Annotated in this window: 28 protein-coding genes and 2 pseudogenes; 14 read left to right on the top strand and 16 right to left on the bottom strand. The window is 70.1% G+C overall.

Translation table 11 applies throughout. The annotated features are described in order from the left end of the window. Positions 1-119: 119 nt before the first annotated feature. Positions 120-731, bottom strand: coding sequence for a TetR/AcrR family transcriptional regulator (locus tag CRP56_RS00820; RefSeq protein WP_097259502.1), 612 nt, complete (start codon positions 729-731; stop codon positions 120-122). A gap of 123 nt (positions 732-854) precedes the next feature. Between CRP56_RS00820 and CRP56_RS00815 the strand changes: the two genes are divergently transcribed. After that, positions 855-1601 (top strand): SDR family NAD(P)-dependent oxidoreductase, encoded by a 747-nt coding sequence (locus tag CRP56_RS00815; RefSeq protein WP_097259501.1) that lies wholly within the window; start codon positions 855-857, stop codon positions 1599-1601. Between the two features lie 113 nt (positions 1602-1714). Then, positions 1715-2068, top strand: a complete 354-nt coding sequence (locus CRP56_RS00810; RefSeq protein ID WP_097259500.1) for a nuclear transport factor 2 family protein — start codon at positions 1715-1717, stop codon at positions 2066-2068. A gap of 53 nt (positions 2069-2121) precedes the next feature. On the opposite strand, the gene CRP56_RS00805 is transcribed toward CRP56_RS00810, so the two are convergent. Continuing rightward, a complete protein-coding gene (locus CRP56_RS00805; RefSeq protein WP_097259499.1) occupies positions 2122-2955 on the bottom strand; it encodes an MBL fold metallo-hydrolase in 834 nt (277 codons plus the stop codon). A 48-nt stretch (positions 2956-3003) separates the two neighbouring features. Here CRP56_RS00805 and CRP56_RS00800 point away from each other — a divergent pair, with 48 nt between their 5' ends. Beyond that, positions 3004-3453 carry a MerR family transcriptional regulator gene (locus CRP56_RS00800; protein ID WP_097259498.1) on the top strand — a complete coding sequence of 150 codons (450 nt, stop codon included), beginning with the start codon at positions 3004-3006 and terminating at the stop codon, positions 3451-3453. Positions 3454-3622: 169 nt separating this feature from the next. Here the strand turns inward: CRP56_RS00800 and CRP56_RS00795 are convergent, their stop codons facing one another. Together CRP56_RS00795 and CRP56_RS00790 are read right to left on the bottom strand one after the other, a co-directional pair. Further along, positions 3623-4849, bottom strand: coding sequence for an acyl-CoA dehydrogenase family protein (locus tag CRP56_RS00795; protein WP_097273557.1), 1227 nt, complete (start codon positions 4847-4849; stop codon positions 3623-3625). Positions 4850-5006: 157 nt separating this feature from the next. Beyond that, positions 5007-5792, bottom strand: coding sequence for a TetR/AcrR family transcriptional regulator (locus tag CRP56_RS00790; protein ID WP_097259497.1), 786 nt, complete (start codon positions 5790-5792; stop codon positions 5007-5009). Between the two features lie 115 nt (positions 5793-5907). On the opposite strand from CRP56_RS00790, the gene CRP56_RS00785 reads away from it, so the two are divergent. After that, positions 5908-6819 (top strand): NmrA/HSCARG family protein, encoded by a 912-nt coding sequence (locus CRP56_RS00785; protein WP_097259496.1) that lies wholly within the window; start codon positions 5908-5910, stop codon positions 6817-6819. A 25-nt stretch (positions 6820-6844) separates the two neighbouring features. On the opposite strand, the gene CRP56_RS00780 is transcribed toward CRP56_RS00785, so the two are convergent. Then, complete coding sequence (locus CRP56_RS00780; RefSeq protein WP_097259495.1) at positions 6845-7873, bottom strand: aldo/keto reductase; 1029 nt, start codon at positions 7871-7873, stop codon at positions 6845-6847. 383 nt (positions 7874-8256) lie between these two features. On the opposite strand from CRP56_RS00780, the gene CRP56_RS00775 reads away from it, so the two are divergent. Further along, entirely contained in the window at positions 8257-9321 is a 1065-nt protein-coding gene (locus CRP56_RS00775) for an LLM class flavin-dependent oxidoreductase (RefSeq protein WP_097259494.1), read from the top strand. A gap of 3 nt (positions 9322-9324) precedes the next feature. On the opposite strand, the gene CRP56_RS00770 is transcribed toward CRP56_RS00775, so the two are convergent. The 5 genes from CRP56_RS00770 to CRP56_RS00750 all read right to left on the bottom strand — a co-directional run bounded on the left by CRP56_RS00770 (position 9325) and on the right by CRP56_RS00750 (position 13789). After that, entirely contained in the window at positions 9325-10308 is a 984-nt protein-coding gene (locus CRP56_RS00770; RefSeq protein WP_097259493.1) for an isopenicillin N synthase family dioxygenase, read from the bottom strand. A gap of 97 nt (positions 10309-10405) precedes the next feature. Continuing rightward, entirely contained in the window at positions 10406-11317 is a 912-nt protein-coding gene (gene mmuM / locus CRP56_RS00765) for a homocysteine S-methyltransferase (RefSeq protein ID WP_257039951.1), read from the bottom strand. Next, positions 11314-12063: an amino acid ABC transporter ATP-binding protein gene (locus CRP56_RS00760; RefSeq protein WP_097259492.1), complete on the bottom strand. Its 750-nt coding sequence runs from the start codon at positions 12061-12063 to the stop codon at positions 11314-11316. Before CRP56_RS00760 ends, mmuM begins: the two co-directional genes overlap by 4 nt. After that, positions 12063-12893 (bottom strand): amino acid ABC transporter permease, encoded by an 831-nt coding sequence (locus CRP56_RS00755; protein ID WP_097259491.1) that lies wholly within the window; start codon positions 12891-12893, stop codon positions 12063-12065. The genes CRP56_RS00760 and CRP56_RS00755 overlap by 1 nt, the downstream gene beginning before the upstream one ends. Next, positions 12890-13789, bottom strand: coding sequence for an ABC transporter substrate-binding protein (locus tag CRP56_RS00750; protein WP_218877947.1), 900 nt, complete (start codon positions 13787-13789; stop codon positions 12890-12892). The genes CRP56_RS00755 and CRP56_RS00750 overlap by 4 nt, the downstream gene beginning before the upstream one ends. Before the next feature lie 169 nt (positions 13790-13958). Here CRP56_RS00750 and CRP56_RS00745 point away from each other — a divergent pair, with 169 nt between their 5' ends. Next, positions 13959-14741: an IclR family transcriptional regulator gene (locus CRP56_RS00745; protein WP_097259490.1), complete on the top strand. Its 783-nt coding sequence runs from the start codon at positions 13959-13961 to the stop codon at positions 14739-14741. A 22-nt stretch (positions 14742-14763) separates the two neighbouring features. Here the strand turns inward: CRP56_RS00745 and CRP56_RS00740 are convergent, their stop codons facing one another. Further along, positions 14764-15513 (bottom strand): IclR family transcriptional regulator domain-containing protein, encoded by a 750-nt coding sequence (locus CRP56_RS00740; RefSeq protein ID WP_179850916.1) that lies wholly within the window; start codon positions 15511-15513, stop codon positions 14764-14766. A gap of 409 nt (positions 15514-15922) precedes the next feature. Between CRP56_RS00740 and CRP56_RS00735 the strand changes: the two genes are divergently transcribed. After that, entirely contained in the window at positions 15923-17203 is a 1281-nt protein-coding gene (locus CRP56_RS00735) for an NtaA/DmoA family FMN-dependent monooxygenase (protein WP_257039950.1), read from the top strand. Between the two features lie 162 nt (positions 17204-17365). On the opposite strand, the pseudogene CRP56_RS00730 reads toward CRP56_RS00735, so the two are convergent. Both CRP56_RS00730 and CRP56_RS00725 read right to left on the bottom strand, forming a co-directional pair. Beyond that, positions 17366-17718: pseudogene (locus tag CRP56_RS00730) on the bottom strand (carbohydrate ABC transporter permease); the annotation flags it as partial. A gap of 225 nt (positions 17719-17943) precedes the next feature. Beyond that, positions 17944-18390 carry a universal stress protein gene (locus CRP56_RS00725; RefSeq protein ID WP_306459433.1) on the bottom strand — a complete coding sequence of 149 codons (447 nt, stop codon included), beginning with the start codon at positions 18388-18390 and terminating at the stop codon, positions 17944-17946. Between the two features lie 161 nt (positions 18391-18551). Between CRP56_RS00725 and CRP56_RS00720 the strand changes: the two genes are divergently transcribed. Both CRP56_RS00720 and CRP56_RS47090 read left to right on the top strand, forming a co-directional pair. After that, positions 18552-18929: a hypothetical protein gene (locus tag CRP56_RS00720; protein WP_179850915.1), complete on the top strand. Its 378-nt coding sequence runs from the start codon at positions 18552-18554 to the stop codon at positions 18927-18929. 164 nt (positions 18930-19093) lie between these two features. Then, a complete protein-coding gene (locus CRP56_RS47090; protein WP_097259486.1) occupies positions 19094-19249 on the top strand; it encodes a DUF6131 family protein in 156 nt (51 codons plus the stop codon). A 322-nt stretch (positions 19250-19571) separates the two neighbouring features. On the opposite strand, the pseudogene CRP56_RS00710 reads toward CRP56_RS47090, so the two are convergent. Continuing rightward, positions 19572-19747: pseudogene (locus tag CRP56_RS00710) on the bottom strand (TetR family transcriptional regulator); the annotation flags it as partial. A gap of 290 nt (positions 19748-20037) precedes the next feature. Between CRP56_RS00710 and CRP56_RS00705 the strand changes: the two are divergent. Together CRP56_RS00705 and CRP56_RS00700 are read left to right on the top strand one after the other, a co-directional pair. Then, on the top strand, positions 20038-20337 hold the full coding sequence (locus CRP56_RS00705) for a hypothetical protein (RefSeq protein ID WP_097259485.1): 300 nt from the start codon (positions 20038-20040) through the stop codon (positions 20335-20337). A 290-nt stretch (positions 20338-20627) separates the two neighbouring features. Continuing rightward, positions 20628-21416, top strand: coding sequence for a heparin lyase I family protein (locus CRP56_RS00700; RefSeq protein ID WP_097259484.1), 789 nt, complete (start codon positions 20628-20630; stop codon positions 21414-21416). Positions 21417-21566: 150 nt separating this feature from the next. Here the strand turns inward: CRP56_RS00700 and CRP56_RS00695 are convergent, their stop codons facing one another. After that, complete coding sequence (locus CRP56_RS00695) at positions 21567-21926, bottom strand: DoxX family protein (protein WP_097259483.1); 360 nt, start codon at positions 21924-21926, stop codon at positions 21567-21569. 170 nt (positions 21927-22096) lie between these two features. Here CRP56_RS00695 and CRP56_RS00690 point away from each other — a divergent pair, with 170 nt between their 5' ends. From CRP56_RS00690 to CRP56_RS00680, 3 genes are all read left to right on the top strand, one after another. After that, complete coding sequence (locus tag CRP56_RS00690) at positions 22097-22972, top strand: LysR family transcriptional regulator (RefSeq protein ID WP_179851276.1); 876 nt, start codon at positions 22097-22099, stop codon at positions 22970-22972. 530 nt (positions 22973-23502) lie between these two features. Next, on the top strand, positions 23503-24360 hold the full coding sequence (locus CRP56_RS00685) for a thermonuclease family protein (protein WP_097259482.1): 858 nt from the start codon (positions 23503-23505) through the stop codon (positions 24358-24360). Between the two features lie 43 nt (positions 24361-24403). Next, positions 24404-25426 (top strand): hypothetical protein, encoded by a 1023-nt coding sequence (locus tag CRP56_RS00680; RefSeq protein WP_097259481.1) that lies wholly within the window; start codon positions 24404-24406, stop codon positions 25424-25426. Between the two features lie 20 nt (positions 25427-25446). On the opposite strand, the gene CRP56_RS00675 is transcribed toward CRP56_RS00680, so the two are convergent. Further along, positions 25447-26130 carry a peptidoglycan DD-metalloendopeptidase family protein gene (locus tag CRP56_RS00675; RefSeq protein WP_097259480.1) on the bottom strand — a complete coding sequence of 228 codons (684 nt, stop codon included), beginning with the start codon at positions 26128-26130 and terminating at the stop codon, positions 25447-25449. Positions 26131-26139 lie beyond the last annotated feature (9 nt).

Here is a 26139-nt window from a genome sequence, read left to right as displayed (position 1 = left end):
CCGACCCTGAGGTGCTGCGGGCCGCGAGTGCGGCCCGCAGCACCTCAGGGTGTGCGATCACGGGCCGTCCGAAGTGAGTGATGAAGCAGCGATTCCGGCGACCGCCCCAGAGACAGCTGTCAGGCGCCAGCCCGAGCATGAGGCCGAGGAACCGCCTGGAGGGCGATGTCGACGGTGGCGTGGAGGGCTGCACGGGCCGCGCCGGCCGCCGCGTGTACGGCGTTGCCTTCGCTGACGACCATGACATAGCGGGCCAGTGCGTGAGGGTCGGTCCCTGTGGGCAGATCACCTTCCTCGACGGCACGGGCCAGGCGCTGCGCGAGGGCGTGCTCGCCGGCGAGGCGGCTGTCGGCCAGGAATCGGGCGATGCGGCCGCTGTCGCCGCCCTCGGCCAGGGCGCCTTGCACGGACAGGCATCCGGAAGGACGGTCGGGGCGGGTGAGGGCGTCGGCATTGGCGCGGAGGAAGGTTTCGATGACCGCGTAGGCGGTCGGCTCGGCGAGAGCCTCGCGGGCGTAGGCCATGTCGGCCTCGGCGTAGCGGGCGACGGCACGGTGGAAGAGTTCCTCCTTGTTGCCGAACGCCGCGTACATGCTCGTGCGGTTGATACCCATCGCCTCGGTGAGGTCGGCGAGCGAGGCGCCGTCGTAGCCCTGGCGCCAGAAGACCTCCACGGCACGGTCCAGCGCGGCCTCCGCGTCGAAGCCCCGAGGTCTGCCGCGTACCGCCATGACGCCCTCCCGTGTAGGTCTCCAAAATTTTAACCGCTCGGTACGGAATAGCTGCTCCCATGCCGCGGTTCTCCACGGGTGAACGACTTAAGTACCGAGCGGTACAGAAAAGGAGAGCCCCTCATGGGTCAGCTCGACGGCAAGACCGCCCTCGTCACCGGTGCCACCTCCGGCATCGGCCTGGCCGCCGCACGACGGCTCGCGGCAGAAGGCGCGCACGTCTTCCTCACCGGCCGACGGCAGCAGGCACTCGACGAGGCGGTGGCCTCCATCGGCGACCGCGCCACGGGAGTACGAGCCGATGTCGCCAACCTCGACGACCTCGACCGCCTCTTCCTCCGCATCCGGGAGCACGGCAGCCTCGACATCGTCTTCGCCAATGCCGGCGGCGGACAGTTCGCGGCGCTGCCCGACATCACCTGGGACCACTACGCCGACACCTTCAACACCAACGTCGCAGGCACCCTGTTCACCGTGCAAAAGGCGCTCCCGCTGCTCAGCCCGGGCGCGTCGATCATCCTGACCAGCTCCAACATCGACACCAAGGGCGCCGCCTCCTTCAGCGTCTACGCCGCGACCAAGGCCGCGCTGCGCTCGTTGACCCGCAGTTGGGCGGCGGAACTCGTCACCCGCGGTATCCGCGTCAACAGCATCGCGCCCGGCCCGATCGAGACACCCGGCCTGAGCGGTCTCGCGGGCGGTCCCGAGGCTGCTGAACAGCTGCTCCAGGGCCTGGCTGCCGGAGTCCCCATGCAGCGCCTCGGCCGCCCCGAGGAGATCGCCGAGACGGTCCTCTTCCTCGCCGGCGAGGCCAGCAGCTACATGACCGGTGCCGAGATATACGTCGACGGCGGCGCAAGCCAGATCTGACCATCACCATCACAGCCGACCATCCCTCATCCGCCGCCTGACACCAGTGCACCGGGACGGCCCGCCGAACTCTGCCGGCCGTCCCGGTCGCCCGGTACACCCTTGGAGGAATCATGCGCAACGTGGCCGACCTGCTCGCCGCCAACCTGCACGACGTATTCGGCAACCGTGACGCCGCAAGCCGGCGCGCGGCCATCGACCGCCTCTACACCCCGGACGTGGTCTTCACCGACCCCGAGGGCGCCACGACCGGGCGCGACGCCCTCGCGGACAAGGCTGCCGAGCTCCTCGCCAACGCTCCTGCCGACTTCGACTTCACCGAGGACGGCCGGCGCTACGCCGGGCCCGACACCGGGGCACTCGCATGGGCATTCGGCCCGCCCGGCGCACCCGCGGTCCGCGGGATCGACGTCATCACCGTGCGCGACGGAAGGATCGCCGCCATCATGACGATGTTCACCGCCTAGCGGATTGCGGATCGGGACACCGACGTCCGGGTACCCGTCGTCGGGCCGGGCGGTTACACGGAAAGATCGGGATCGGCCCCCCGGTCGGCGCCTTGGTAGCGGGCGAACTCCCATGGGTCGTGGGCGCAGAAGGTCTCGACCCGGTCGCCGTGGTCGCGGAGCAGTTCACGCAGTCGGGCCTGGGTGCCCAGGCGCAGATCGCGGTGGACCTCGGCGCCCGTCTGGACGAGGTCCAGCAGAGGGTGCGGCTCCTTCGCGTCCTCGAGTTCGCGGTGGTAGTAGTAGGCGTCGCCGCAATGAAGGAGCCATCGGTCGCCGGTGTGCACGGCGACCGCGGTATGGCCTGCGGTGTGACCGCCCAGGGGGACCAGCTTGAACTGCGGTGGCAGTCCTTTCGGTTGTACGGCGGTGAAGCCGAACCATTCATCACCAGGCCCGGGTTCGTAGGTGACCCAGCGGGGTCCGTGTGCCCAGTGAGCCGGGCGGTAGCGGAAACTGGGCGACTCCGCGTGCGCCGCGTCGAGTTCGGCGGCGAGCACATGGACCTGAGCGTCAGGGAAGTCGGGGAGGCCGCCGCAGTGGTCGACATCCAGGTGGGTCACGAGGATGTGGCGGACGTCGGACGGCGCGTACCCGAGCCGGGCGACCTGCCGTACGGCCGTCTCCTCCTCGGCGAGCGTGGGCTGCGCCATCTCGACCCACTCGGCGCCGAGCGTGCCGATCGGGTCGCGGACGTCGGCCAGGCCGAGCCCGGTCTCGACCAAAACCAGACCGTCGGTGTCGGTCTCGATCAGCAGACAGTGGTTGACGGCGGGTGCGGGCTGCGGGCCGTTGTAAGTGGCCTCGATGGTGCGGACCGATCCGCAGTTCAAGTGATGGATCCTCATGGCGACTAGGCTGCGACTTGAACCGCGGTTCAAGTCAAGGAGGCTTTGATGGACGCGTCGCTGCTGGACATCGCCGAGGTCGCACAGCGGAGCCAACTCGCGCCGTCGGCGCTGCGCTTCTACGAGAAGAAGGGCCTGATCGCTCCCGCCGGCCGCAACGGGCTGCGCCGCACCTATCACCCGGACGTCCTCGAACGCCTGGCGCTCATCACCTGCGCACGCAGCGCCGGATTCACCGTCGCCGAACTCGGCCGCTTCCTCCAGGCACGGCCGTCCGACACGGACCTGCGGACAGGGATGACCGCCAAGGCCGACGCCCTCGACGAGCAGATCGGCCGGCTCACCCGGCTCCGCGACAGCTTGCGGCACGCGGCCGTCTGCGCGCACGAACCGCTCGTCGACTGCCCCGACTTCAAGCGAGCCGTGGGCAATGTGGCCTCGGCGAGCACCGCCGCGCCAACAGCGGGTCAGGCGGAGCGTGCGGGTTCCTCTCGATGAGTCCGCATACTGGCTCCCGCTGGGCGGTCCGGCCCGTTCAGGGTGGGGTACTTGGCCTGTCACGTGTCCCATGGCGCGTCGGCCCAGGATCAACGGTTCACGAATTCACGCGACTGCAATGAGGCGGCGGCGCGAGGGCACGGGGGAGCACCGACCCTGTCCCTGACCGTCAGGCCGGCAGGACGAACGGGGGGTGGGCGCCGTTGAGGAAGTAGTCCCCGGCGTCGCGGAACTGGTGGGCGACGGGCCGGTGCAAGGTGTGGGCCCGGGCGTTGCGCCAGAAGCGGTCGAGGCCCAGCCGTGTGGAGGCGGAGCGGGAGCCGACGACGTCGAGGGCGCGGTGGGTGGTTTCCTGCGCGGCCCTGGAAGCGGCGGCTTCGGCCATCGTCACGTGGACCGAGATCTCGGCGTACTCGTCGTAGGTGAGGTCTTCGGCGCGGGCCAGTCCGGTGTTGACCGCTGCCAATGCCTGTTCGGTGAGGGCCGCGGCGGAGCGGGTGAGGATCGTGAGTTCCCCGTAGGTGGACAGTACGTGCGGATCCTGGGGGGAGCCGTCCGGCCAGGAGGAGCGCCAGGACGACTGGCCCGCCCTGCTGAACTCGCGCGCTTCGGCGAGTGCGCCTTCGGCGAGGCCGAGAAGGAGGTGGACGGAGAGGAGACGCCCGATCGGCGAGGCCAGAGAGGCCGACGGTGACAGCACGTCGTCGTCGGCGGCCAGCGAGCCGAGCACGTCGCGGGCGGCGACGGGCACGGCGTCGAATTCCACGTCGCCTCCCGCCGCGAGTCGCTGACCGAAGGCTTCCGCGGTGTCGATCCGCACCCCGTGATGCGTGGGATCGACCACGACGGCGACCGGTTCGCGGTTGCCGGCCCGCTCGGCCCGCACCATGAGGCGGTCGGCGATCAGAACTCCGGTGGCGTAGCTCTGCCGGCCCTCGAGTACATAGCCCCTTCCTTTCCTGCTCAGGATCAGCGGGACATCCTGCGCGGCGAGACCTCCTCCCCAACACCACTGCTCCGTCGCTGACAGCCGTTCCAGACTGGCGGCGAGGTCGGGGTCGGTGAAGGACCGGGGACTCCATGACAGGAAGTAGTGGGAGCCCAGCAGTTGGGCGATGGCGGCGTCGGTGGCCGCGATCACCCGGACGACTGCGTACGCGGTGGCCCAGTCCGCGCCGCCTCCGCCGAGTTCGGCCGGTATGAGCAGGGTCAGCAGTCCGGATTCACGGAGTCTGGACACCTCCTCGAAGGGGGGCTTGCCCGCGTGCTCCCTGGCCGGGGCGTCTGTGGCGAGGTCGTCGGCCATCTCATGGGCCACGTGCAACCAGTGGGCGGGGCCGGGCCCTGTCCGGTGGGATGCCGTGGCGGGCTGGGACGGCTTGGTGGCAACGCCCATGTCGGTGGTCTCCTCGAGGTCGTTGGTGTGGCGCGGTGTCTCCACGCACCGGGAGGACCGGACATCTTTCTTTCCCTAGTAATCCGATAGGAATTATAGGGAAAGTGCAAGGACGGTAGAGCCTGCGAAACCGGTCCGTCGGAGTCGGGACGTCGCCCTACTCGACGTCTCCGGCTCCAGCGCCCCGTCCTCCATCAGGCATGCCGGCCGTGCCGAGGCGGCGTCGATGCGCTCGCTGTCGGCAGGTCGCTCCGCAGTACCGGGCCGGGCGGCCGGTGGGCCGGAGCTCGAACCAGGCGCCGCATTCCTCGCACTGTGACGCTGTGTGCAGCGCGCCGGGAGTGTCACGAAAGCCCCACCCTTGCGTGACGGACGAGGGTGCCCGCAGGCTCTCCAGGGCGAGCCGCACCATGCGGGTGCCGCGGTTCGGGTCGCGGTGGGCGGCCCGCATCGTCGCGCACCCGACGGTGAGGGCTGAGACGTCGTCCGTGGTCACGTCGGTGCGGATGCCGCCGGCGTGCTGGGCTGCGCGGAGCAGTTGCTCAAGTGCCTGGCGGTACCGTCGCGCCGACGCGGCCAGGCTCGGCCGTGGCCAGTTCGTGTGCGTGGTCAGGGCGTCGCAGGCGTGCTTGCGGCCGTCGGACGTGTCGACGACGTCCAGAAGGAAGCCGAAGAATGCCGAGGTGGGGTCCGTTCGGGCCGCCCACTGGCGAGCGGTGTCCACCAGGTCGTCGACCTGCTGGGCGAGTACGGCCTCCAGCAGGATCTCCTTGCTGGGGAAGTGCCGGTACACGGTGCCGGCGCCGACGCCCGCCTGCTGTGCGATCGCACCGAGTGAGACGTCCAGGCCGTGCTCGTCGAACGCCTGCGAGGCGGCGGCGAGCACCTTGCGGCGGTTACGGCGGGCATCGGCCCGGCCGGCGTCCTGGGGAGCTGCCGTCATGTCACGCAATCCCTTGTCCGTACCACTCAACCGGGTGGAGCATTCCACATCGCCCCCGGGGCCCACTACACCACACCACACCGCACCCACCGACCATCCCGGGGTGGAGGACGACATGACCACAGACCGCTTGGTCGTTGTGACCGGTGCGACCGGCCGGCAGGGCGGCGCCACCGCACACCGGCTCCTGGCGGCCGGCAGGCCGGTGCGGGCGCTCGTGCGGGACACGACCGCCCCCGCCGCCAAGGCACTTGAGAGCGCGGGAGCGCAACTCGTGCGCGGCGACTTCGACGACCCGTCGAGTCTGCCCGCGGCGCTGGAGGGAGCAGCGGCACTGTTCGCCGTACCGCCCGTGGCGTACGGGCCGACCGGCCTGGACACGGAGCAGGAGTTCGCCCGTGGCCGGGCGCTGACCGATGCCGCGGCCGTGGTGGGAGTGGAGCACGTCGTGTTCACGGGGGTCGCGTCCACACCGGGCCGTCCGGGCGGCTCCGAGGGGAAGAAGCGCATCGAGGACTATCTGCGGGAGCGGATCCGATCGGTGACCGTGCTGCGCCCGGTGCGGTTCATGTCGAACTATCTCGGTTCGACGGCCATCGACATCGACGGGATCACCGACGGCGTGCACCGGCACATCTTCCCGCCGGACGAGCCTGCCCAGATCATCGCGGTGGAGGACATCGCCGAGTTCGCGGCCCTGGCCTTCGACCAGCCCGACCGGTACGCGGGACGGAGTCTGGAGCTGGCCGGGGACGCACCTACCCCGGCCGAGGCGGTCGCCGCGATCAGCGAGGCCACCGGTGCCGCGATCCGCTATGAGCAGATCACCCACGCCGAGGCGACCGCACTCAACCCCGAGATCGCCCGGGCGCGGGAACGCTGGGCGGCCGGATCACGCTGGAACGCCGACATCGAGGCACTGCGCGTCATCCATCCCGGACTGCGCACGCTCGCGGACTGGCTCGCCGAATCCGGCGCCGCCGTGCTGCGGAAGCGACTCCTCGAAACCGGGTCTCCAAGCCTGTGAAGTCGCGCACGGGGAACGTGAGTTGTCAGCGTGAGCCGGTTCCGTGGACGCCGTGCTGGTCGATCAGGCCGAGTTCCTCGTCCGTCAGTGGCGGGAACTCCAGTGCCTTGAGGTTGTGGTCCAGTTGCCACGTGGAGCTCGCGCCGATGAGCGCGCTGGTCACCTGAGGCTGTCGCAGGACCCACTGCAGCGCCAGCTGCGCCAGCGACTGGCCCCGCTGCCGGGCGATCTCGTTGAGTGCCGTGACCCGCTCGCGGTAGGTGGCGTCGATGACGTCGGGCGACAGGAAGGCGCTGTCGCGCGCGCGGGCGTCCGGGGGGATCGTGCCGTCGAGATACTTGTCGGTGAGCAGTCCCTGGGCGAGTGGACTGTAGACCACGAGGCCGAACCCGTCCCGGTCGGCGAGATCGAGCAGACCGTTGAGCTCCGGGGTGCGGTCGAAGATCGAGTAGCGCGGCTGGTGGACCACGAGCGGGACTCCTGCCCTGCGAAGCAACTCCGCTGCCTCGTGGGCCCGTTCAGGGGTGTAGTTGGAGATGCCCGCGTAGAGCGCCTTTCCTGACCGGACCGCCGTCACCAGGGCTCCGACGGTCTCCTCCAGCGGGGTGGAGAGGTCGGGGCTGTGGCTGTAGAAGATGTCGACGTGGTCGGTGCCGAGATCGCGCAGGCTGTGGTCCAGCGAGGCCAGCAGTGACTTGCGGGAACCGCCCTTGAGGTAGGGACTCGGGCCGAGCGGGTTGCCGGCCTTCGTCGACAGGACGAGCTCGTCCCGGTACGGAGCGAGGTCCCTGCGCAGCACGGTGCCGAAGAACTTCTCGGCGGCGCGCGCAGGTGGACCGTACCGGTTGGCGTTGTCGAAGTGGGTGATGCCGAGGTCGAACGCGTGCAGGACGATGTCGCGCTGGGTCGCGTAGGGGCGGTCGGTGCCGAACTTCTGCCAGAGGCCGAACGAGAAGACGGGGAGGCGCAGACCCGAGGCGCCGGCCCTGCGGTAGTCGCCGAGCTTCTCGTAGCGGTCGTCGGCCGCTCGGTGGGAAGGGGCGCCGAAACTCATGCGTGGAGGGTCCGTTCAGGCGGGAACTGGGGACAGGAGAAATACAACCAGGCGGGAAGCGGCAGTTGGCGGGCGGCACCACACCGGCGGTGCCGCTGCGGATCGGGCACATTGACATTCCGATCGATCACTCGGAGACTCGATCGCATGCCTGAGGTCCTGCTGCTCACCAGCGAGCGATGCGTCGACCTCGTACGCGTGTCCAGCGCCCAGTGTTGATCCTCCTGGTGCCTTTCGCCGTTCCACTGCCGCGTGCTGTCGCGTCCGCTTTGACCTGAGAGGACGTACGTCCGGTCGTCCCGGGCGTCCGACACCGATCCGCGCACAGTGCCCCGAGGCGCCCTCCGACGGCCACCACCCCGCACACAGCGATCGGAAGCTTGATGAGCCCGGAATTCCTCTGGTACATCCCCAACACCGTTGAGCCGGGGCACCGCGGTGACGACACGACGACCGGCTGGGGCTCCGTCGAGTACTCCACCGACCTCGCCCGCACGGCGGAGGACCACGGCTGGGGCGGCGCACTCCTGGGAACCGGGTGGGGGCGACCGGACACCTTCACCGTTGCCACCGCGCTGGCCGCCCGGACCACCACCTTCAAGCCCCTGATCGCGATCCGCCCCGGCTACTGGCAGCCGGCTCACTTCGCCAGCGCGGCGGCCACCCTCGACCAGCTCAGCCGCGGCCGGGTCCTGGTCAACATCGTCAGCGGCCTCGACAACCTCGCCGCGTACGGGGACACCCGCAGCGATCCCGCGCAACGCTACGACCGTACAAGGGAGTTCCTCCATCTCGTACGACGGCTGTGGACCGAGGAGGACGTGACGTTCGACGGCGAGCATTTCCAGGTCGCCGATTCCACGGTCGCCCCACGTCCGTACGCGATCGGTACGAGAGCGCATCCCACGCTCTACTTCGGCGGTGCGTCCGAGGCCGCCGAGCGGGTGTCGGCGGCGGAGGCGGACGTTCAGCTCTTCTGGGGCGAACCGCTCGACGGACTCGCCGAACGGATTGACCGGCTCAAGGAGTTGAGCGAGCAGGTGGGCCGCAGGCACCGGCCGCTGGAGTTCGGGCTGCGCATCACCACGGTGGTCCGGGACACCACCGAGGAGGCCTGGCGCGCGGCCGAGGAGCGGGTCGCGAGGATGGCGGCGGAGGGCGGGAAGGAACTGACCTGGGCGGGGGACCGCAGGACCGCCGTGGGACAGCGGCGGCTCTTCGACCTCGCCGCTCGGGGCGAGGTGCTCGACACCTGCCTGTACACCACGCCCGGGAAGTTCGGCGGCGGGGGAGCGGGAACCACCTGGCTGGTCGGCTCCGCCGCCGACGTCGCCACGGCCCTGGAGAACTACCGCAAGCTCGGCATCACCCACTTCGTCCTCTCCGACACCCCCTACAAGCAGGAGATCAGCCGTGTCGGCGACCAGTTGCTGCCCCTGCTGCGCTGACCGTCACGCGATGGTCAGCTCCGGATGATGCTTGCTCACCACAGCCGGATGGGCGCGGACCCAGCCCTTGAGCTCGTTCCAGCCGAACTCCGCGAACAGCGGGTTGTCCGGGTCCTGCGTCACGCCGGTCGCGTGCGACGCGCCGGGGAAGGGGAGCGGGGCGATCCGGGCGTCCAGCCGGGGGTTGTAGAAGAACGGTGCGGAGAAGCGCTCGCGTGATCCGGGAGGGGAGACCACGCGGTGGTTCGTCGCCTTGAGGTAGCCGTTCGTCGCGACCTCCAGCAGCTCGCCCAGGTTCACCACGAACGCGCCCGGCAGGTACGGCACGTCGATGAAGCCCTGTCCGTCCGGTGTCTCCACCTGGAGTCCGGGCACCTCGTCCGTCAGCAGCAGGGTCAGGAAGCCGTAGTCCTTGTGCACGCCGACGCCCTGGTCGTCGCCCTGCGGGGCCCGCCCGGGGTAGCGGACCAGTTTGAGGTGGTTGCGCGGGTGGCCCGAGAAGGCGTCGTCGTAGAAGTCCTCGGGGCCGCCGATGGCCGCGAGCAGTTCGTGCAGCAGCCGGTGGGCGACCGCGCTGAGCCGGGCCATCCACTCCAGCGAGACCTCCCGCAGCACGGGCAGGGCCGCGGGCCACTGGTTCGGCCCCTCCAGCCACCAGTACGGCGGCTCGCCCGCGGCCGGTACGCGAGCGGGCAGCTCGTTGCTGATGTCGAGTTGGTCGCGCCAGTCCCGCCGGCCCTGGGTGTGCTCGTTGCCGATGCGCGTGTAGCCGCGGAAGTGGGGCGAGTTGAGGTTGTCGAGGGCGAGCCGGTCGGCCTCGGGCAGGGCGAAGAAGGCGCGGGCGGTACTGAGCAGCCGGTTCTGTTCGGCGGCGGTGACGCCGTGACCGACCAGCTGGAAGAAGCCGACGTCGCGGGCGGCTCGGTGGAGCACGTCATGGTCGGGGGAGGAGAGGTCGATCACCGGGAGGGAGGTGGGGTGGGGCATGGGTGGCGTTCCTTGCGGGCGATGCGGGTTCGGAGGAGGGGGTTCGGGGATGCGGGTGCTCGGGCGTGTGGGCGTGCGCTCGGCCTTGGGATGCCGCTCAGCGGTCTGTCGGCGCAGCCCCGACGCGTTCGGCCAGCTCCTTGATCTCCGCCGGGCCGACCCGGCAGCAACCGCCGACGAGTGCCGCGCCGGTGCGGAGCCAGGCGGGCGCGAGGTCCGCGATCTCGTCCTGCGCGCCCAGCCAGCTGCGGGATTCGGGGTCCCAGATGCCGCCCCCGTTCGGGTAGACGACGCCGGGCAGTCCGGAGACGAGGACCAGCGCGGCGGTCGCGTCGGCGGCGGGGGCGCAGTTCACCCCTGTGGCGACGACGGCATCGCTGCTGCGGGCCAGCGCGAAGGCCTCGCTGAGCGGCTGGCCTGCGCTGGTGGTCGTCCCGCGGATGCTGTACGAGAGCCAGGCCGGGATGCCCAGCCCGTCCAGGGCGATCAGCACGGCCTCGGCCTCCCGCAGGTCGGGAATGGTCTCGACGGCGAAGACATCGGGAGCGGCCTCGGCCAGCGCCTCCAGCCGGGGGCGGTGGAAACGGGTCAGCTCGGCCACGGTGAGGCCGTAGTCGCCCCGGTATTCCGAGCCGTCGGCCAGCATCGCGCCGTACGGGCCCACGGACGCCGCGACCCAGCGCGCCGCGCCACTCTGGGCCTGGGCGGCGTCGGCGGCCTCGCGGGCCAGGGACACGCTGCGTCGCAGCAGTGCCGTGGTCTCGGCGCGGGAGATGCCCAGCCGGGCGAAACCGTCGTAGGTGGCCTGGTAGCCGGCCGTGATGGCGACCTGTGCGCCTGCCGCGTAGTAGGCGCGGTGTACGGCCGCGATCGCGTCGGGGTCGTCGCGCAGCAGACGGGCGGACCAGAGGGTGCCGCTCAAGTCGTGGCCCTGGGCCTCCAGTTCGTTGGACATGCCGCCGTCGAGGACGAGGGGGCCGGCGGCCAGGGCGTCGCGGAAGGTCGTCACAGCACTCTCGTCACGAAGTCGCGGGTACGGGGGTGTTCGGGGGCGGTCAGGACGCGGGAGGGCGGTCCGGATTCCAGGATCTGTCCGTCGTCGAAGAAGACGATCTCGTCGGCGACCTCGCGGGCGAAGCCCAGTTCGTGGGTGACGACGAGCATCGTCATGCCGTCGGCGGCGAGGCCGCGCATGACGTCCAGCACCTCGCCGACGAGTTCCGGGTCGAGGGCGGAGGTCGGCTCGTCGAACAGCATGAGCTTCGGCCGCATCGCCAACGCGCGGGCGATGGCGACCCGTTGCTGCTGGCCGCCGGAGAGCTGGGCGGGGTAGGCGTCGCGCCGGTCGGCCAGACCGACCCGGTCCAGGAGCGCCAGCGCCTCCTTGGTGGCCTCGGCGCGGGGACGGCCCGCGCCGACCGGTCCCTCGGTGACGTTGGCGAGGGCCGTCAGGTGCGGGAAGAGGTGGAAGCGCTGGAAGACCATGCCGATGTCACGGCGCTGCCGGGCCAGGTCACGGCGGCGCAGTTCGCGCAGCCCGTCCCGGTACGGCTCGTACCCGATCGGTTCGCCGTCCACCAGGATCCGGCCGCCGTCGGGTACCTCCAGACGGTTCACGCACCGCAGGAAGGTGGACTTCCCCGACCCGGAGGGCCCGATCACACACGTGACCGACCCGCGCGGTACGGAGAGGTCGATGCCGCGCAGTACTTCACGCCCGGCGAAGGACTTACGGACATTGGTGGCCTCGATCATCATCGACTGCCGCCCTTCGCGAAGTGCCGTTCCAGGTAGTGCTGGCCGATGTTCAGCACGGTCGTGACGGCCAGGTACCAGATGCTGGCGACGATCAGCAGCGGGATCGTCTGGTAGGTGCGGGCGTACACGATCTGCACGGAGTACAGCAGCTCCGCGTAGGCCAGCACGCTCACCAGGGAGGTCGTCTTGAGCATGGAGATGGTCTCGTTGCCGACCGGCGGGATGATCACCCGCATCGCCTGCGGCAGGACGATCCGGCGCAGCGTCCTGGCCCGGGACAGGCCCAGCGCGTCCGCCGCCTCCAACTGTCCGGGGTCGACGGAGACGATCCCGGCCCGGATGATCTCGGCGAGATAGGCGGCCTCGTTGAGGCCGAGACCGAGCAGGGCCGCGGCGAAGGTCGTGATGACGGAGTTCGCAGGGACGTCACCGATCGCCGGCAGGAAGGGCAGATGCAGCGACAGCGTCGGGTACAGCGCGGAGATGAAGCCCCAGAACAGCAGCTGGACGAGGAGTGGGGTGCCCCGGAACAGCCAGATGTAGGCCCAACTGACGCTCCGGGCAACGGGGTTGTCCGACAGCCGCATGAGCGCCAGCGCGATGCCGAGCACGAGTCCGATCGCCATGGCGGCGGCGGTGAGCTCCAGGGTGGTCAGCAGGCCCGTCATCACGGTCCGGCTGAACAGCCAGGCGCCGACCGTGTCCCAGCCGAAGCGCCGGTTGGTGATCAGCGACTGAAGCAGGCTAGCGGCCAGGAGCACGACGACGAGGGTCAGCACCCACTGGCCCGGCCTGCGACGGCGGTAGACCGGCAATTCCCCGCTCATGAGGCCGCGTTGATCTCGAACTTGTCCAGGGCGCCGGACTGAAGGCCCCACTTGGCGAGGACCTGCTCGTAACCGCCGCTCGCCTTGAGGTCCTCCAGAGCCGACTTGAGCAGCCCGGTCAGCTCACTGTTCTTCGGTACGGCGATGCCGAAGGGCGCGTTGCCGTAGGAGTCGCCGGCCACCTCCAGCTTGCCGCCGGACTGCTTGGCGGCATATGCGGCGACGGGGGAGTCGGCGAGGGCGGCGTCGGCGCGGCCGCTGGTGACGGCGAGGTTCACGCCGGTGCCGTCCGGGAAGGTGCTGACCTTGATCGGCGTCTTGCAGGTCTTGGCGCGGGCCGGCAGGTCCACGAGCGCCTGCGTGGACCCCTTCGCCACGGCGACGGTACGACCGCACAGCGAGTCACCGCCGGGCTTGAGCGCCTTGGGGTTCCCGGCCGGGACCAGCAGGGACGTGCCCGCGTCGAAGTAGGTGACGAAGTCGACGACCTTCTCCCGCTCGGCGGTGTCCGTGAAGGACGAGACGCCGAGCTGGTACTTGCCCGACTGGAGGCCCGGCAGGATCGAGTCGAAGGGCACGTTGACGATGGTGACCTTGACGCCGAGGACGGTGCCGAGGGCCTTGTCGAGGTCGGCCTCGGCGCCGACGACCGTCTTGTTGTCGGTGGCGAAGAAATCCATCGGCGGGTAGCTGACATCGCTGGCGATCTTGATCCCGCTCGCCTTCAGCGCGGCCGGGACCTTGGCGGCGAGCGCGGCGTTCTTCGCGATCGGGGCAGCGGCAGAAGCGCCGGACGACGGGCTGGAAGAGGCGTCGGCCGACTGGGAGGGATCGGCGCAGCCCGCCAGAAGCAGCGTCGCGGAACCGAGGAGAACTAGCGGGCGCAGAGCGGACAAGGCGAACTCCTGATGAGCATGAAGTGCGAGGGATGGCTGGAGACTATCCCCGGATGCGTAATAGGCAAGTCCAGTTGCTCATGATGCACGGATCGTGCAATGAAGCTGCAATGTTCCCGCAATGAAGGGGCGCGGTGGCGCTGCGGCCTGGCGCTATGCTCGGCCCCCGATGACCACCGACAGCAGCCTGAAACGCGGCCTGGCCGTGCTCCGACTCTTCGCCCAGCACCCGTCGCAGGACCCGCGCGGCCACACCGCCGCCGAGGTCGCCGCGCTGCTGGGCCGCGAACGAAGCCAGGTCTCCCGCATCCTGCGCAGCCTCGAGACGGCCCGGTTCCTGCGCCGTGATCCCGCTTCGCTGCGCTACTCCGTCGCCTGGGAGCTGTACGCGCGGGCCCAGCAGATCACCGAGGCCCGCCTGCGCCGGGACGGCCGCACCGCGCTGGAGGGCGTCGCCGCCGACACGGGGGAGTGCGCCTACCTGGGAGTCCTGCGGGGCGCCAGCTCGGTGACGATCCTCGAGTCGATGCCGCCGGCGCTGTCCTCGTTCGTCTCCTGGGTGGGCCGCGCCTACCCCGCCTACTGCAGCGACGCCGGGCAGGCCCTGCTGTTCGACGCGGACGACACCGAGGTCGCCGCCGTCTTCGCCCGTACCGCCTTCGTCCGGCACGGCCCCAACACCCCGGCCGGCTTGGACGACTTCCTGGCCCGACTGGACGCGGCCCGCAAGCGGGGCTACTCGATCGTCGATCAGGAGGCCGAACCCGGCCTGTACTCGCTCGCCGCTCCGGTCAGGGACTTCCGCGGGGAGATCGTCGCCGCCGTGCAGGTCGTAGGCCCCCGCCGCCGTCTCGAGCCGGCGACGGCGACCTGCGCGGAATCGGTGGTCCGCTGGAGCGACTGGCTGACCGCGGCACTGCGCTCAACGGACCATGAGACGCGCCGGGACTGAACAGCCGTGGTCCAGTCGAGGTTCAGCCGAGGAGCGAGGCCAGTCGCGCCGCCGCGTCACCGATCGCGGCGACGATCTCGTCCCGGTCGTCCCTGGCCGCCGCGTGCGGCACGACAGCGCTGACCGCCGCCACGACGTCTCCACGCGAGTCCCGTACGGGCGCGGCCACCTCCAGCACGTCCTCGTCGTACTCGCTCTCGCACACCGCGATCCCGCGCCCGGCGTCCGCGGCGACCCGCGCCAGCAGATCGTCCACGGTGCGCGGCGCGTAGGGGCCGCCCGCCCCGATGAAGTCCTCACCGCCCAGGAGTTGTGCCACCTCCGCCCGCGAGTGGTCGAAGAGCAGCGCCCGCCCCGCCCCGGTGCACCACACCGGCGTCAGCCGCCCCGCCCGCGCCCAGGAGAACTCGGCCCACGCCGCCAGCTCGGCCCGCACCGAGAGCACCATCGCCTCACAGAGCACGTCGACGTACGCACACGCTCCGAACCGGACCACCAACTCCCGCAGCAGCGCCCGGCTCTCCACGCCCCACGGCCCGGCCTCCGCGGCGACGGCCAGCAGATCCGCCCCGGCACGGAACTCGTTCCCGTCCCGGGCGAGCGTCCCGGTGCCGACCAGATCCCGCAGCAACCGCGACGCCTGCCCCTTGTCCAGCCCGCTCTCCTCAGCCAGCCGGACCACCCCGGGTCCCCCTCGGCTGTCGAGCTCCCCCCGGACCACTCGCTCCACCAGCCCGAGCCCCCTGGGCAGTGCACCCGTCGCCACGTCCATGCGCCGGATGCTACCTGCGCACGTCGGCAGGCGGCCTTGCGGTCCCGTACTCCAGCGGCACATGATGATGCCGTTGATCAAAGTGATCCGCGCTCTGCCGGGCCCTTGAGCCCCGTCCGATGGGAGTCATGGTGAGGGCAACGCACGTCGGACCGGTCGCGGCTGTGCCGCCGGTCTGGACGAAGCGCCGCCATGTCGACCTCTGCCGGACCCACGCCGCGCTCTGTCGCTGACCGCACCTCCCGGCCTGCTGCCGGCAGCCCCCTCGTGATGCCCGACCGGGCTTGATTACGCGTGCCCGGCGGGTCACCCCCGGGCTGCCAGAAGCAGCCGCCGTTCCTGGATGCCATCGACCACGATCAGAACGGATGAACAGTTGAGCGCAAAGCAGCCCAGAACACTCAAGACGGTGACCGGAGCCGGTGGCACGTCGGAGACGTACGACCTGGCGATCGACCCGACCCGATCCACCCTGGACACCGCAGTGCGGGTGGCGAAGCTCGCCGAAGCGGCCCGGTTCGACGCGCTGTTCACCGCCGACCTGCTCAGGTTCGACGCCCAGGGCGCCATCGGTTCGCAGGAGCCGCTGGTCTTCGTCTCGGCGCTGAGCCAGGTGACCTCGCGGATCGGCCTGATCGCGACGGTGTCGAGTACCTTCCACCACCCGTTCAACCTGGCCCGGCTCTTCGGCACCCTCGACCACGTCAGCAACGGGCGGGCCGCCTGGAACCTGGTGACCTCCTCGATCGGTGAGGAGAACTTCGGTGCCGGCGAACTGCCCAGCCCGGAGGAGCGCTACGCGCGCGCCGCGGAGACACTGGAAGTCGTCAACGCGCTGTGGGACAGCTGGGAACCCGGCGCGCTGACGGCCGACGCGGACGGAAGGGCGGTACTGCACCGCGACCGGGTGCACCCGATCCACCACTCCGGCCGGTTCTTCACCGTCACCGGTCCGCTGAACATCCCGCCACTGCCGCAGCGGCGCCCGGTGCAGATACAGGCCGGGCAGTCCGAGGCGGGGATCGCGCTGGGCGCCCGCTACGCGGAGATCGTGTTCACATCGCTGCCCACTCTCGACCACGCCCTGGACTTCACCCGCAAGATCCGCGACCAGGCCCAAAGCCTGGGACGGGCCGACGGACTGCCCCTGATCTTCAGCTCGTTCCACGCCACGTACGGAGCCACCGAGGAGGAGGCCAAGCGACTCGTACGCGAGAAGCGGGAGTCGATCGACTTCGAACGCGGCCGAGCCCAGCTGGCCGACATGCTCGGCGGCGGAGTCGAGTTGTCGGAACTCCCGCTCGACGCGCCGCTGCCGGAGAGCCTGCTGCCCGAGGTGGCGTCGGTGAACCGCCGCCGCGGCCGGGTCGACATCTTCACCGGCTACGCGCGGCAGGGCTACACGCTGCGGGAACTGATCATCGCGGCACAGGACACCGGACACTGGGCCGCAGCGGGGACCCCCGAGCAACTCGCCGACGCCGTCGAGGAACGCTTCCGCGCAGGCGTCCTGGACGTGATCTCGCTGGGCGGTCTCGCGGACCCGCGCCAGCACGACTTCGTCGTCAACGGCCTCCTGCACGAGCTGCGCAAACGAAAGATCGTCGCCGCCGACTACACCGGCACCACACTCCGCGAGAACCTCGGACTCGAACTACCGGCCCGCGCCACGGCACCCGTCCGTGTCTGACCGAGCGGCGCCGGCCTCAAGGCCACGAGGCTGAACGGCGAGCCGCTCCCTTACGACCACGGCCACCCGGTGCGACTGCACGAACCCGCGGTCGCACACGTCACGGGCTCATCGCGGCCGGAAAGGGGCGGTGCAGCCCCCGTCAGTCGATCCCGGACCGTTCCACGCCCGCCGGTAGCCCAGCCCGTCGACCTGCGCCGCGTCCTCCAACTCCGCGGGGAAGCCCAGGAAGTACTGCCGGAAGACGAAGCAGGCGAAGGCCGGGAACAGCGTCGGGACGATCAGCCCCCGATACGTCGAGATCCAGCCCAGCGACGACACGAACACGAAGCTCGGGAGGAAGGTGACGGCGATCAGCGCGGAGTTGAGCAGGGAGCGGGCGAAGGGAACGGAGGTGTCGTCGAAGAGTTCCCGCATGTGGCCCCAGCGCAACTCCGAGGGAAGAAGGTCCATTCGGGAGCCGTGATGTCCTGCTCGCTCGCAAGCCCGTTGCGTACGAGCAGATAGAAGGGAAGGGAGTGTTGCGGGAGTCTGTCCGGATCGAGCGGTGCCCGGGCGACTCCGGGGTCACTCGGGGAGGCTTTCGTGGTCGGGGCCGTGCCGACGGGCGAGCATGGTCCACGACCAGAGCCAGAACACTGGTTGCGCGCTCGCCCTGAGCGGAGGCGCCGACACGGGCAGGCGTGTCCGTGCCGGCACCTTCACTCAGCTGCTCTTCCAGCCTGTGCGTCGCCGGACCGTCAGCTCATGCCGTCCTCGGCGGGGCCCTCGGGGGCGAGCAGCACTGCCGCGCTGGTGCGGTGCGCGACCGCGTCGCTCACCCGCGGGTTGAACAACGCCTCGACGGAGCCCCGATGATGCGGGGTCAGGATGATCAGATCCGCGCCGAACGCCTCGGCGGACTCGGTGATGGACTCGGCGACCTGGGTGGTCAGTCCGCGCGCGAGGCTGCCCTCCGCGCGGACGCCCTTCTCGGCAAGGATCGCCAGCGCCTCGTCCACGACGGCCTTGCCCTCGGCGTCGTCCTCGAGGGGGACGACCGTGGCGAGGGAAGCGGCGGAGGCGAGGACGTGCAGAACCCGCACCTCGGCGTTGGTCAGCTTCGCCAGGTCTCCTGCCAGGCGGATCGCGGAGAGCCGGGCGGGGTCGGGATCGACGGCGACGAGGATGCGCTGGAACACGGACATGGTTCATTCCCCTTCCGTGGACACGGAGGATGCTCCGGCTGGTCGGGGCCGCCGGTGGACGGCATGACGCTTCGGCGCGTCCGGCGCCGAAGGAGTTCTTCCGGTCTCCACCTCGTGATCTTCTCACCGGCGGAGGCAGGCCCGGACGGCGGGTCCATGTAATGGCCATCAACTTGGCCCGGCGTCGGCTCAGGGCACCGGATCGGGGTGGGGATCGGGGGCGCGAGCGCGTGGAGCGGGCGCGCACTCGTGCTCACGAGGCAGAGGGGGAGGCCCGTCGCCGAGAGGACGCCCTCGGCGAGGCCGAACGAGCGCACCAGGCCGCCGTTGCCCGTGCCGGGGAGGCGGAGGCGCACCTGGCTGAGCTGGAGGAACAGCTGAGCCGAGCCCGAGCGGAACTGCGCGAGGCCACCGAGGAGGTCGGCCGGGCGGACACCGCGGTGAAGGACGCCGCCCCGGCCGCCCGCAGTGCCCGCCGCCGTGCGGACCGTGCGGCCCGGGACCTGGCCGCGCTCGCCGACGACGCCGACGAGGCATAGCCGGTCCCTGCGGGACGCCGTCGGACGCGACGATGCCGGTGATGTGGCCGGATCCGCCGGGCCGACTGATGGACAGAGAGCGAGCGGCGGGCTCGTCCAGTTGGCGTGATCAGGCTGTTTCGGGGCATTCGGGAGCTACGGCAGGTCACAACAGGAGGTAGATCATGATCGCGCTCGGCATCATTCTTCTGATCGTCGGTTTCCTCACCGGCATATCGATCCTGTGGACCCTCGGCATCATTCTTGCCGTCGTCGGCGCCGCCTTCTGGATCATGGGGTCCATGGGGCACGCGGTCGCCGGTCGACGTCACTATTGGTGACCGTTCCGTTCACTGCTCGGCGCCCTCGTACTGAGGGGGCGTCGCCTGCGAGGCCGGGCCCTGCGGAGGCAAGGGTCCTTGAGACAGCGAAGGATCCTTGCCCCGCAGGGCGAGAGCGGCCGTAGGTCTCAGAACGCGCAACGCACCCCCAGTCACGGCACCCCGAGGTTGACCTGGTGCAGGTCCTCGTCGTGGGTCAGCATGATGACTTCCGCCGCGGCCCGCTGCGCGATGGGGGCGAGGTTGAGGTGACCGTCGTACCCGGTGTCCGCGAAGTCGGCCGCGGCGGCGATGTGGTCTACAACCGCCGAGATCAGATGCGGTCGCCCCGGAAGAAATCCAGGGTTGCATCTTCCTTGCCGGAGAAGTGCCGGCTGAAGGCGCGGCGGGTGACGTCGGCTCGCTCCGTGATCGCCGCGACCGTGGTGGCGGCCGCCAGCTGTGTTCCAGGAGCCGCTCCATCGCGGCCGAGCCAGGGCGCTCAAGCCGGGGTGACAGGCTCCGCTGCCTTCATGTCCCCCCACTGCACGCCTTCATGTCTCATTGGGACATCAGTGGCAGTGCGGCATACGTCCCAAGGGGACGGAATGTAGGCAACAGCGGCTGTTCTCGCGCTCCGCCGGCCCTGGGGTTGATCGGCTTTGCCGTCGGTGATCGGCTGGGGTGACGGACGCGGATCGGCTCACCTGGCCGGCCCGCCGCGCCGCTCTACGTGGCTGACGGCGGCCCGTGGATCTTTACCCCTGGGGCTCGATGAGCCGCTGTCGGGCCGCCACTAGGGTGGGCGTATGTCTGTGAACATCCATCTCTACCTCGACATCGAGAACCTTGCCTCCGCCGAGGAAGCCGACACGGTGGGGGTGGCAGTGGAAGAACTCTTCAGGGAGCACGGGATCGAGTCGTGGATGTGGGTGAGTGTTTTCCATGACCCGCCCAAGGTTCTGACGAGCAGTGAGCACGGGCCGCTCATCATCACCGGGTTCGGGAGATGGTCCGAGCAGTTCGAGTCCGATGTCGCCAAGGCGATCGGCGCTGTCGCGCCGAAGGCCCGCATCGACCTGAAGTGGGACTACCCGGACGAGGCGTGACAGGGCGTGGGCGTCCACCGGTGCGCGGAGTGCTGAACCGGCCGGGGGCGGGGCACGGAAGACGCCCCGCCTCAACGGCGGGGCGGCGAGGAGCAGTTGGCCGGAAGTGAACCCGGGAGTGTGTGCCGATCGGTCTGGACCATTGACCCGGACCCGTCATAGCGGCACCCTGAAGCCCGTCGACGGACGTGTGGCTGAACGACCGTCACATACCTGAACTGACTAGGTAGGTGACTCTCCCGCGTCCCCGTGCACCGCCACCCCCCCGGCTCACGACGAGGTGAACGCTCATGAGCACCACGCGAAGGAAGCTCCTCGGCTACGCGCTCGGCGGCGCGGCCGCCACCACGGTCGGCCTCCCCGCCGCTCCCGCACACGCCGCCTCCTGGCAGCTGAAGTGGTCCCCCTCGGCGAGCGGCGACGGACTCGGCGCCTTCGAGACCGTCGAGGACGACCGCGCCGGCTCTCACCCCTCCGGCGCCCCGCACATCTACACCACGGGCAACAACTGGCGCTTCACCATGCACACCGTCGACCGCGACACCTCCACCGACCGGCAGCGCCACGAGGTCACCGGCCTTCGCCTCGGCAGCGGCAGCAACTACCTCCGGTGGACCGAAGGCCAGTCGTGGCGCCTCACGTACTCGATGTACATCCCGAGCTCCCTGAAGGCGACCACGAGCTTCACCCACATCATGCAGATGAAACAGCCCGGCACCGGCTCCTCGCCCATCGTCGTGCAGTCGTTGCGCCGCGTGAACGGCGTTCAGACCATCGAACTCAAGCAATTCACCGACGACATCCTCATCGGCCGCACCGAACTGGAACCCCTCCAGGACCGCTGGATCGACGTGGACTTCCAGATCAAGATCGGCAACGGCTCGGCGGGCTCGCTGCGCTGGATCCTCAAGAACGGCTCGACCACCGTCCTCGACCAGTCCCGCACCGGCATCGACACCTTCCTCGCCGACCGCGTGCGCCCCAAGTGGGGCATCTACCGCTCCCTGGGCGACACTTCGGGCTCCCTGCAGAACTGCTATCTGCAGCTCACCAATCTGCGCGGCTATCAACTCGTCTGACGGGCGGCGCAATTCGGTGGTGAGGCGGCTGCTGGCCATCCGCGCTGCCGTCGAGTCGGATGGACCAAGTCCTCAGCGCAGCCGGTCTGTGACGAGAGGGCCGGTCAGTGCGTCATCCGCGCGGTCGGCCCCGTCCGGCGCGGCGGCCGGTCACCGTCCGGTGGCCAGCCAGACGGTCACAGCCGCGGTGGCGAGGAGCCCGATGTTGAGGGTGATGCGGCGGTCTTCGCCGGTCAGGTGCACGGCGATCGCGCCGATCTGCAGCAGCACGAAGCCGACGGCCGCGGCCGCCGCCAGTGAGGGGGCGATGCCGGTCAGCGGCGGCAGGATCAGTCCGACGGCGCCGAGTGTCTCCACCGCCCCCAACATCCTCACGACGGGCAACGGTATGCGGTCGACCCAGGCCATCATCGGCCGGAGCTGATCGCGGTTGCGGAGCGCCTTCAGCGCCCCTGAGTAGAGGTAGAAGAGGGCGAGAAGCCCCGCGACGATCCAATAGGCGATGTTCATGGTTCCCGTTCACGGGCCACCGGGTATCGGCAGCCTCATCGATGCGGTCGATCGGCGTCTTCGTCGGAAGCGCCCTGGAGAAGGTCCGGTTGCGGGCGGTGTCAGGTGGTCGTGCCCACGAGTGGACCGCCGGGGCCCCGCCGGTGTCCAAGACCCGTTCCGTGGCGCCGATGCCCGATGGGTATCGTTGCAGCGTGGAGCTACGAACCCTGCGCTATTTCGTGGCGGTTGCCGAGGAGCTGCACTTCAGCCGGGCCGCGACCCGGCTGCACATGAGTCAGCCGCCACTGAGCCGGGCGATCAAACGGCTGGAGACCGAGGTAGGGGCACCGCTGTTCGTCCGCTCGCCGGTCGGCGTCACCCTCACCGCTGTGGGCTTGGTGCTGCTCGACGAGGCGCGGGCCCTGCTCGACCATGCCGACCGCGTCCGCGCACGGGTGAGTGCGGCGGCCGGCACCACGACCCTCACCATCGGCATCCTGGGCGACGGCACCGATCCGGCCGTGACCAGGCTGGCTGCCGCCTACCGTCGACGCCACCCCGGCATCGACATCCGCATCCGCGACACCGATCTGACCGACCCAACGTGCGGGCTGCACGCCGGACTGGTCGACATCGCCCTGACGCGGGCACCGTTCGACGAGACCGCCCTGACGGTACGTACGCTGCGCGCTGATCCGGTCGGCGTGGTCCTGCGCGCCGACGACCCGCTGGCCTGCCGCGACCGCCTCCGCCTGGCCGACCTGAGCGACCGCCGTTGGTTCCAGTTCCCGCAGGGCACCGACCCCGTCTGGCAGTCGTACTGGAACGGCGGCAGCCCGCGTGAGGGCCCCGTCGTACGCGCTGTCCAGGAATGCCTGCAGGCTGTGCTGTGGAATGGCACGGTCGGCCTGGCCCCGCTCGGCCACGACCTGCCCGCGGAGTTCGCCGTCATACCGCTGACCGACATGACACCGAGCCGCGTCGTGGCCGTCTGGAACGAAGGTGACACCAACCCGTTGATACGCTCCTTCGTCGACGTCGCGACCGCCGCGTTCCGCCACTGACCAGGGGCACACCGCAATGGCCACGCAGCCGAGACCGGGACGCGGACGCTTCGCGGTAGAACGAAGCATGATTGACCCTGGCGCCAGTAAATTCGGCGTCTTTCACGTGGGCACCGCTAAATGATGCGTTGGAGCTCTGAGCGGACCCTCTGGAGGGCAGCCCTCTGGGGTCCGGCTGTCCATGGCCTCAGGGTGCTTCCGCCCAGCTGTGTCTGCTCGTCGCGTACCTGCCGCGTGTGGCCAGATGCGCTGCCGACATACGCGATGGCCTGCCGACCTCGACGGCGTGCCCCGGGGGGTGTCGTCGTTCACGAGCCCGGCTCGCGTACGTCGGCGCGCCCCGGCCGTGTCGGCGGACGCACAGGAAGTGGACCGTGCCCGGGCGGAGTTGGCGTCATTCGTTGCTCCTGCGTTCGGAACGGTTGAACGCGGAACCTGTCGGCGACAGCGTGCCGTGGCCCTGAGATGCGGAACCTCTCGTCCAGGCGCACCATGTGAATTGGGGGCCGACGCGTTGCGGAGGTGTCGCCATGCCCATGCTGCTCATCAAGGGTTTCTACGAGGTCAAGGGCTCCCAACCGGACGGGGACACGGTGCATTTCACGGCCGACGACCCCGCGCAGTGGAGCCTGGTCGGCGGCGGACTGGGCCGCGGAGTCGAACACACCGCGGCGGGCCGCGCCTCTCTGCGGCTGGACGCGATCGACGCCCTGGAGACGCACTACGGACCCAACCGCGTTCACCAGCCGCTGCAGTTCGCCCACGCCGCACGGGACGAGCTGCTCAACTGGCTCGGCTTCACCGACGTCCAGCACGCCGACGAGACCGTCACGGCCACCACACCGGAGCAGGTGCCCGGGTTCATCCTCACCCGCGGCTCCGATGTCCACGGCCGTTGCATCGCCCTGGCCGGGCGCGGAGCACCGCCCGGGGCCAGCGGCCTGGAGATCGACGTCGACGCCGCCGTGCTGCGGACGACGCTCAACCACCACATGCTGACGACGGGTCTGGTGTACCCGACGTTCTACCGCAGCCTGTTCACCAGCCTGCGGGCGGAGCTGACCACCGCGGCCAAGGAGGCCCGGGAGGCCGGACGCGGCCTGTGGCCCGGCGATGTCACCACGACCGGGGCGAAGATCACCGGCCTGGCCTCGCTGACCGACGAGGCCGTACTGCTCCCCAAGCTGTTCCGACGGCTGGTGGACTACCTCAATCTGGACATGCCGCTGACGTGTTTCCCGGCCTTCCTGGCAGGAGTCGGGGACCGCTTCTCCATCCTGTCCACCGGCGAACGGTGCGTGGGCCTGCACCGTGTCGTGGAGACCTCGAACGGTCAGACCGTGCGCATGACCCATCCCCCCGAGGACCTGCTCTTCGAGGACGCCTGAGACAAGCCGCCCGCGGCGAAGCCGACCGGGAAGGACAGGGGCCATGTCGTGGGGACTGCGCGAAGCGGTCGGTCTGACCGACGAGGGCACCCAGTGCCCCAACCACGCCTCCGACCAGCAGCAGGTCGCCGAACTCCTCGATGCGGTAGGACTGCCGGCCGGCGGAACGCCACTGGACTCGCTCCCGCCGATCGAGGACGGCCATGCGTCGGACGAACTGTGCGAGGCCGTCCGGGAGTTCCAGACCGTTCAGGACGGCCTTGTCGCGGACGCGCGTGTGGACGTGGGCGCGGGCACCTGGACGCGCCTGATGGAACTGGTCGATCCGGGCAGCGCCCCCGCCGGAGTCGGGACACCACTGCTGCTCGCCGTCTCCAACTACGAGGTCTACGAGCTGCCGGAGAACGCCGCCGCCCCATGGCCGTCCTTGAGCTACACCCTCCGGGGCAAGGTCGCGGAATGGGACGGCCCCGGTCTCCACATGGAGCTCTGGGTGAACGGGCCGGTCAAGGTCGCCTGGAGCCATGAGGCGTACAACCTGGGCTGTGAGGTGTCCCCGGACTTCAAGGCCCTGGACACGGCTGTGGCGTCCGGCAGCGCCCGAGCCATCGGGGGAGTGGCCCTGGACCAGCTCTGCTCCCGGTTGCGCGCGGAATCGAGGGAGGCGATCGGTTCCCTGTTCGCGGCCGTCAGCATCGGCACGGGCCTCGACGGCACACCCCGGATCGGCGGCACCATCGGCGACGAGACGGCCTTCCTGCGCGTCGAGTTCGAACCGGTGGAACGCACGGTGATCTACACCGGCAGCGTGCCCCTCTTCAAGTCGCACCCCGTCACACAGGGCGAGGCCCAGGTCTCGGGCGACCTCCAGGTGCAGTTGAGGATCACGACCGGTGCGGAGGACTACGCCGCGAGCGTGGCGACCGCCTTGGCCGTCCTCGCGATCGGGGCGGTCTTCCTGGCGCCCACGGCGGCCTGGGTGGGCGGTGCGATCGTCACCGGAGTCGGCGAGGGTGTGGCGGAAGTCCTCGTCCGCGTCCCGTTGCGGATCCCGGCATTCCAGTAGGACCGTGGGCGTGGGCCCCCTCACCACTGGGGCTTCGCGACGTTGCCGTAGGACCAGGACGAGCCCTTCGACATCTCGAAGTGCAGGTGCGGCCCTGTGGAGTTGCCGGTGGTGCCCACCTTGCCCAGCTGCTGTCCGGCGGTGACCCGCTGGCCCGCCTTGACCTGACGCTGTGAGAGATGGCAGTACGTGTAGACGTGACCGTTGTCCGCCGAAAGGCCGATCCACTGGCCGTAGGCTCCGCCCTGCCCGTTGGACCAGGCGATGGTGCCGCCGCGCACGGCGACCACGGGCACACCGGAGCGGGCGGCGAAGTCCTGCCCGGTGTGCCGGCCGACCCCGTCGGGCTTCCAGGCGTAGTCGCCGCGCTCGAAGAACTGGAAGGTGACCTTGTGCCCGGGCACGGGCGAGGCCACATGCCGCTTGCCGGCGGGCCGCGGTGAGGGGGACGCGCCCCCGCGTTGGACGGTGAAGTGGGCGAAGTGGCCGAGGGTGGTGAGGGAGGTGAGGCCGGGTTTGCCGTCGGCGTCGCTTCCTTTGAAGCCCTGGGCGAGTTGTTCGGCGCGGTAGGCGGCTCGGGTCTGTTCGCCGAAGAAGCCGGTGGCCCCGCCGGGGATCTTGTGGCCTCGTTTGATGAGGGCCTTCTGCACGGTGCGTACGTCCTCGTTCCGCTTGCCGAACTGGACGTTGGACAGAGCGACCATGAGGGTCTC

Source organism: Streptomyces sp. TLI_55, assembly GCF_900206255.1.
Taxonomy (GTDB): Bacteria; Actinomycetota; Actinomycetes; order Streptomycetales; family Streptomycetaceae; genus Streptomyces; species Streptomyces aquilus.
The sequence above is the reverse complement of the archived record's forward strand: the minus strand, read 5'-3'. Positions and strand labels throughout refer to the sequence as shown.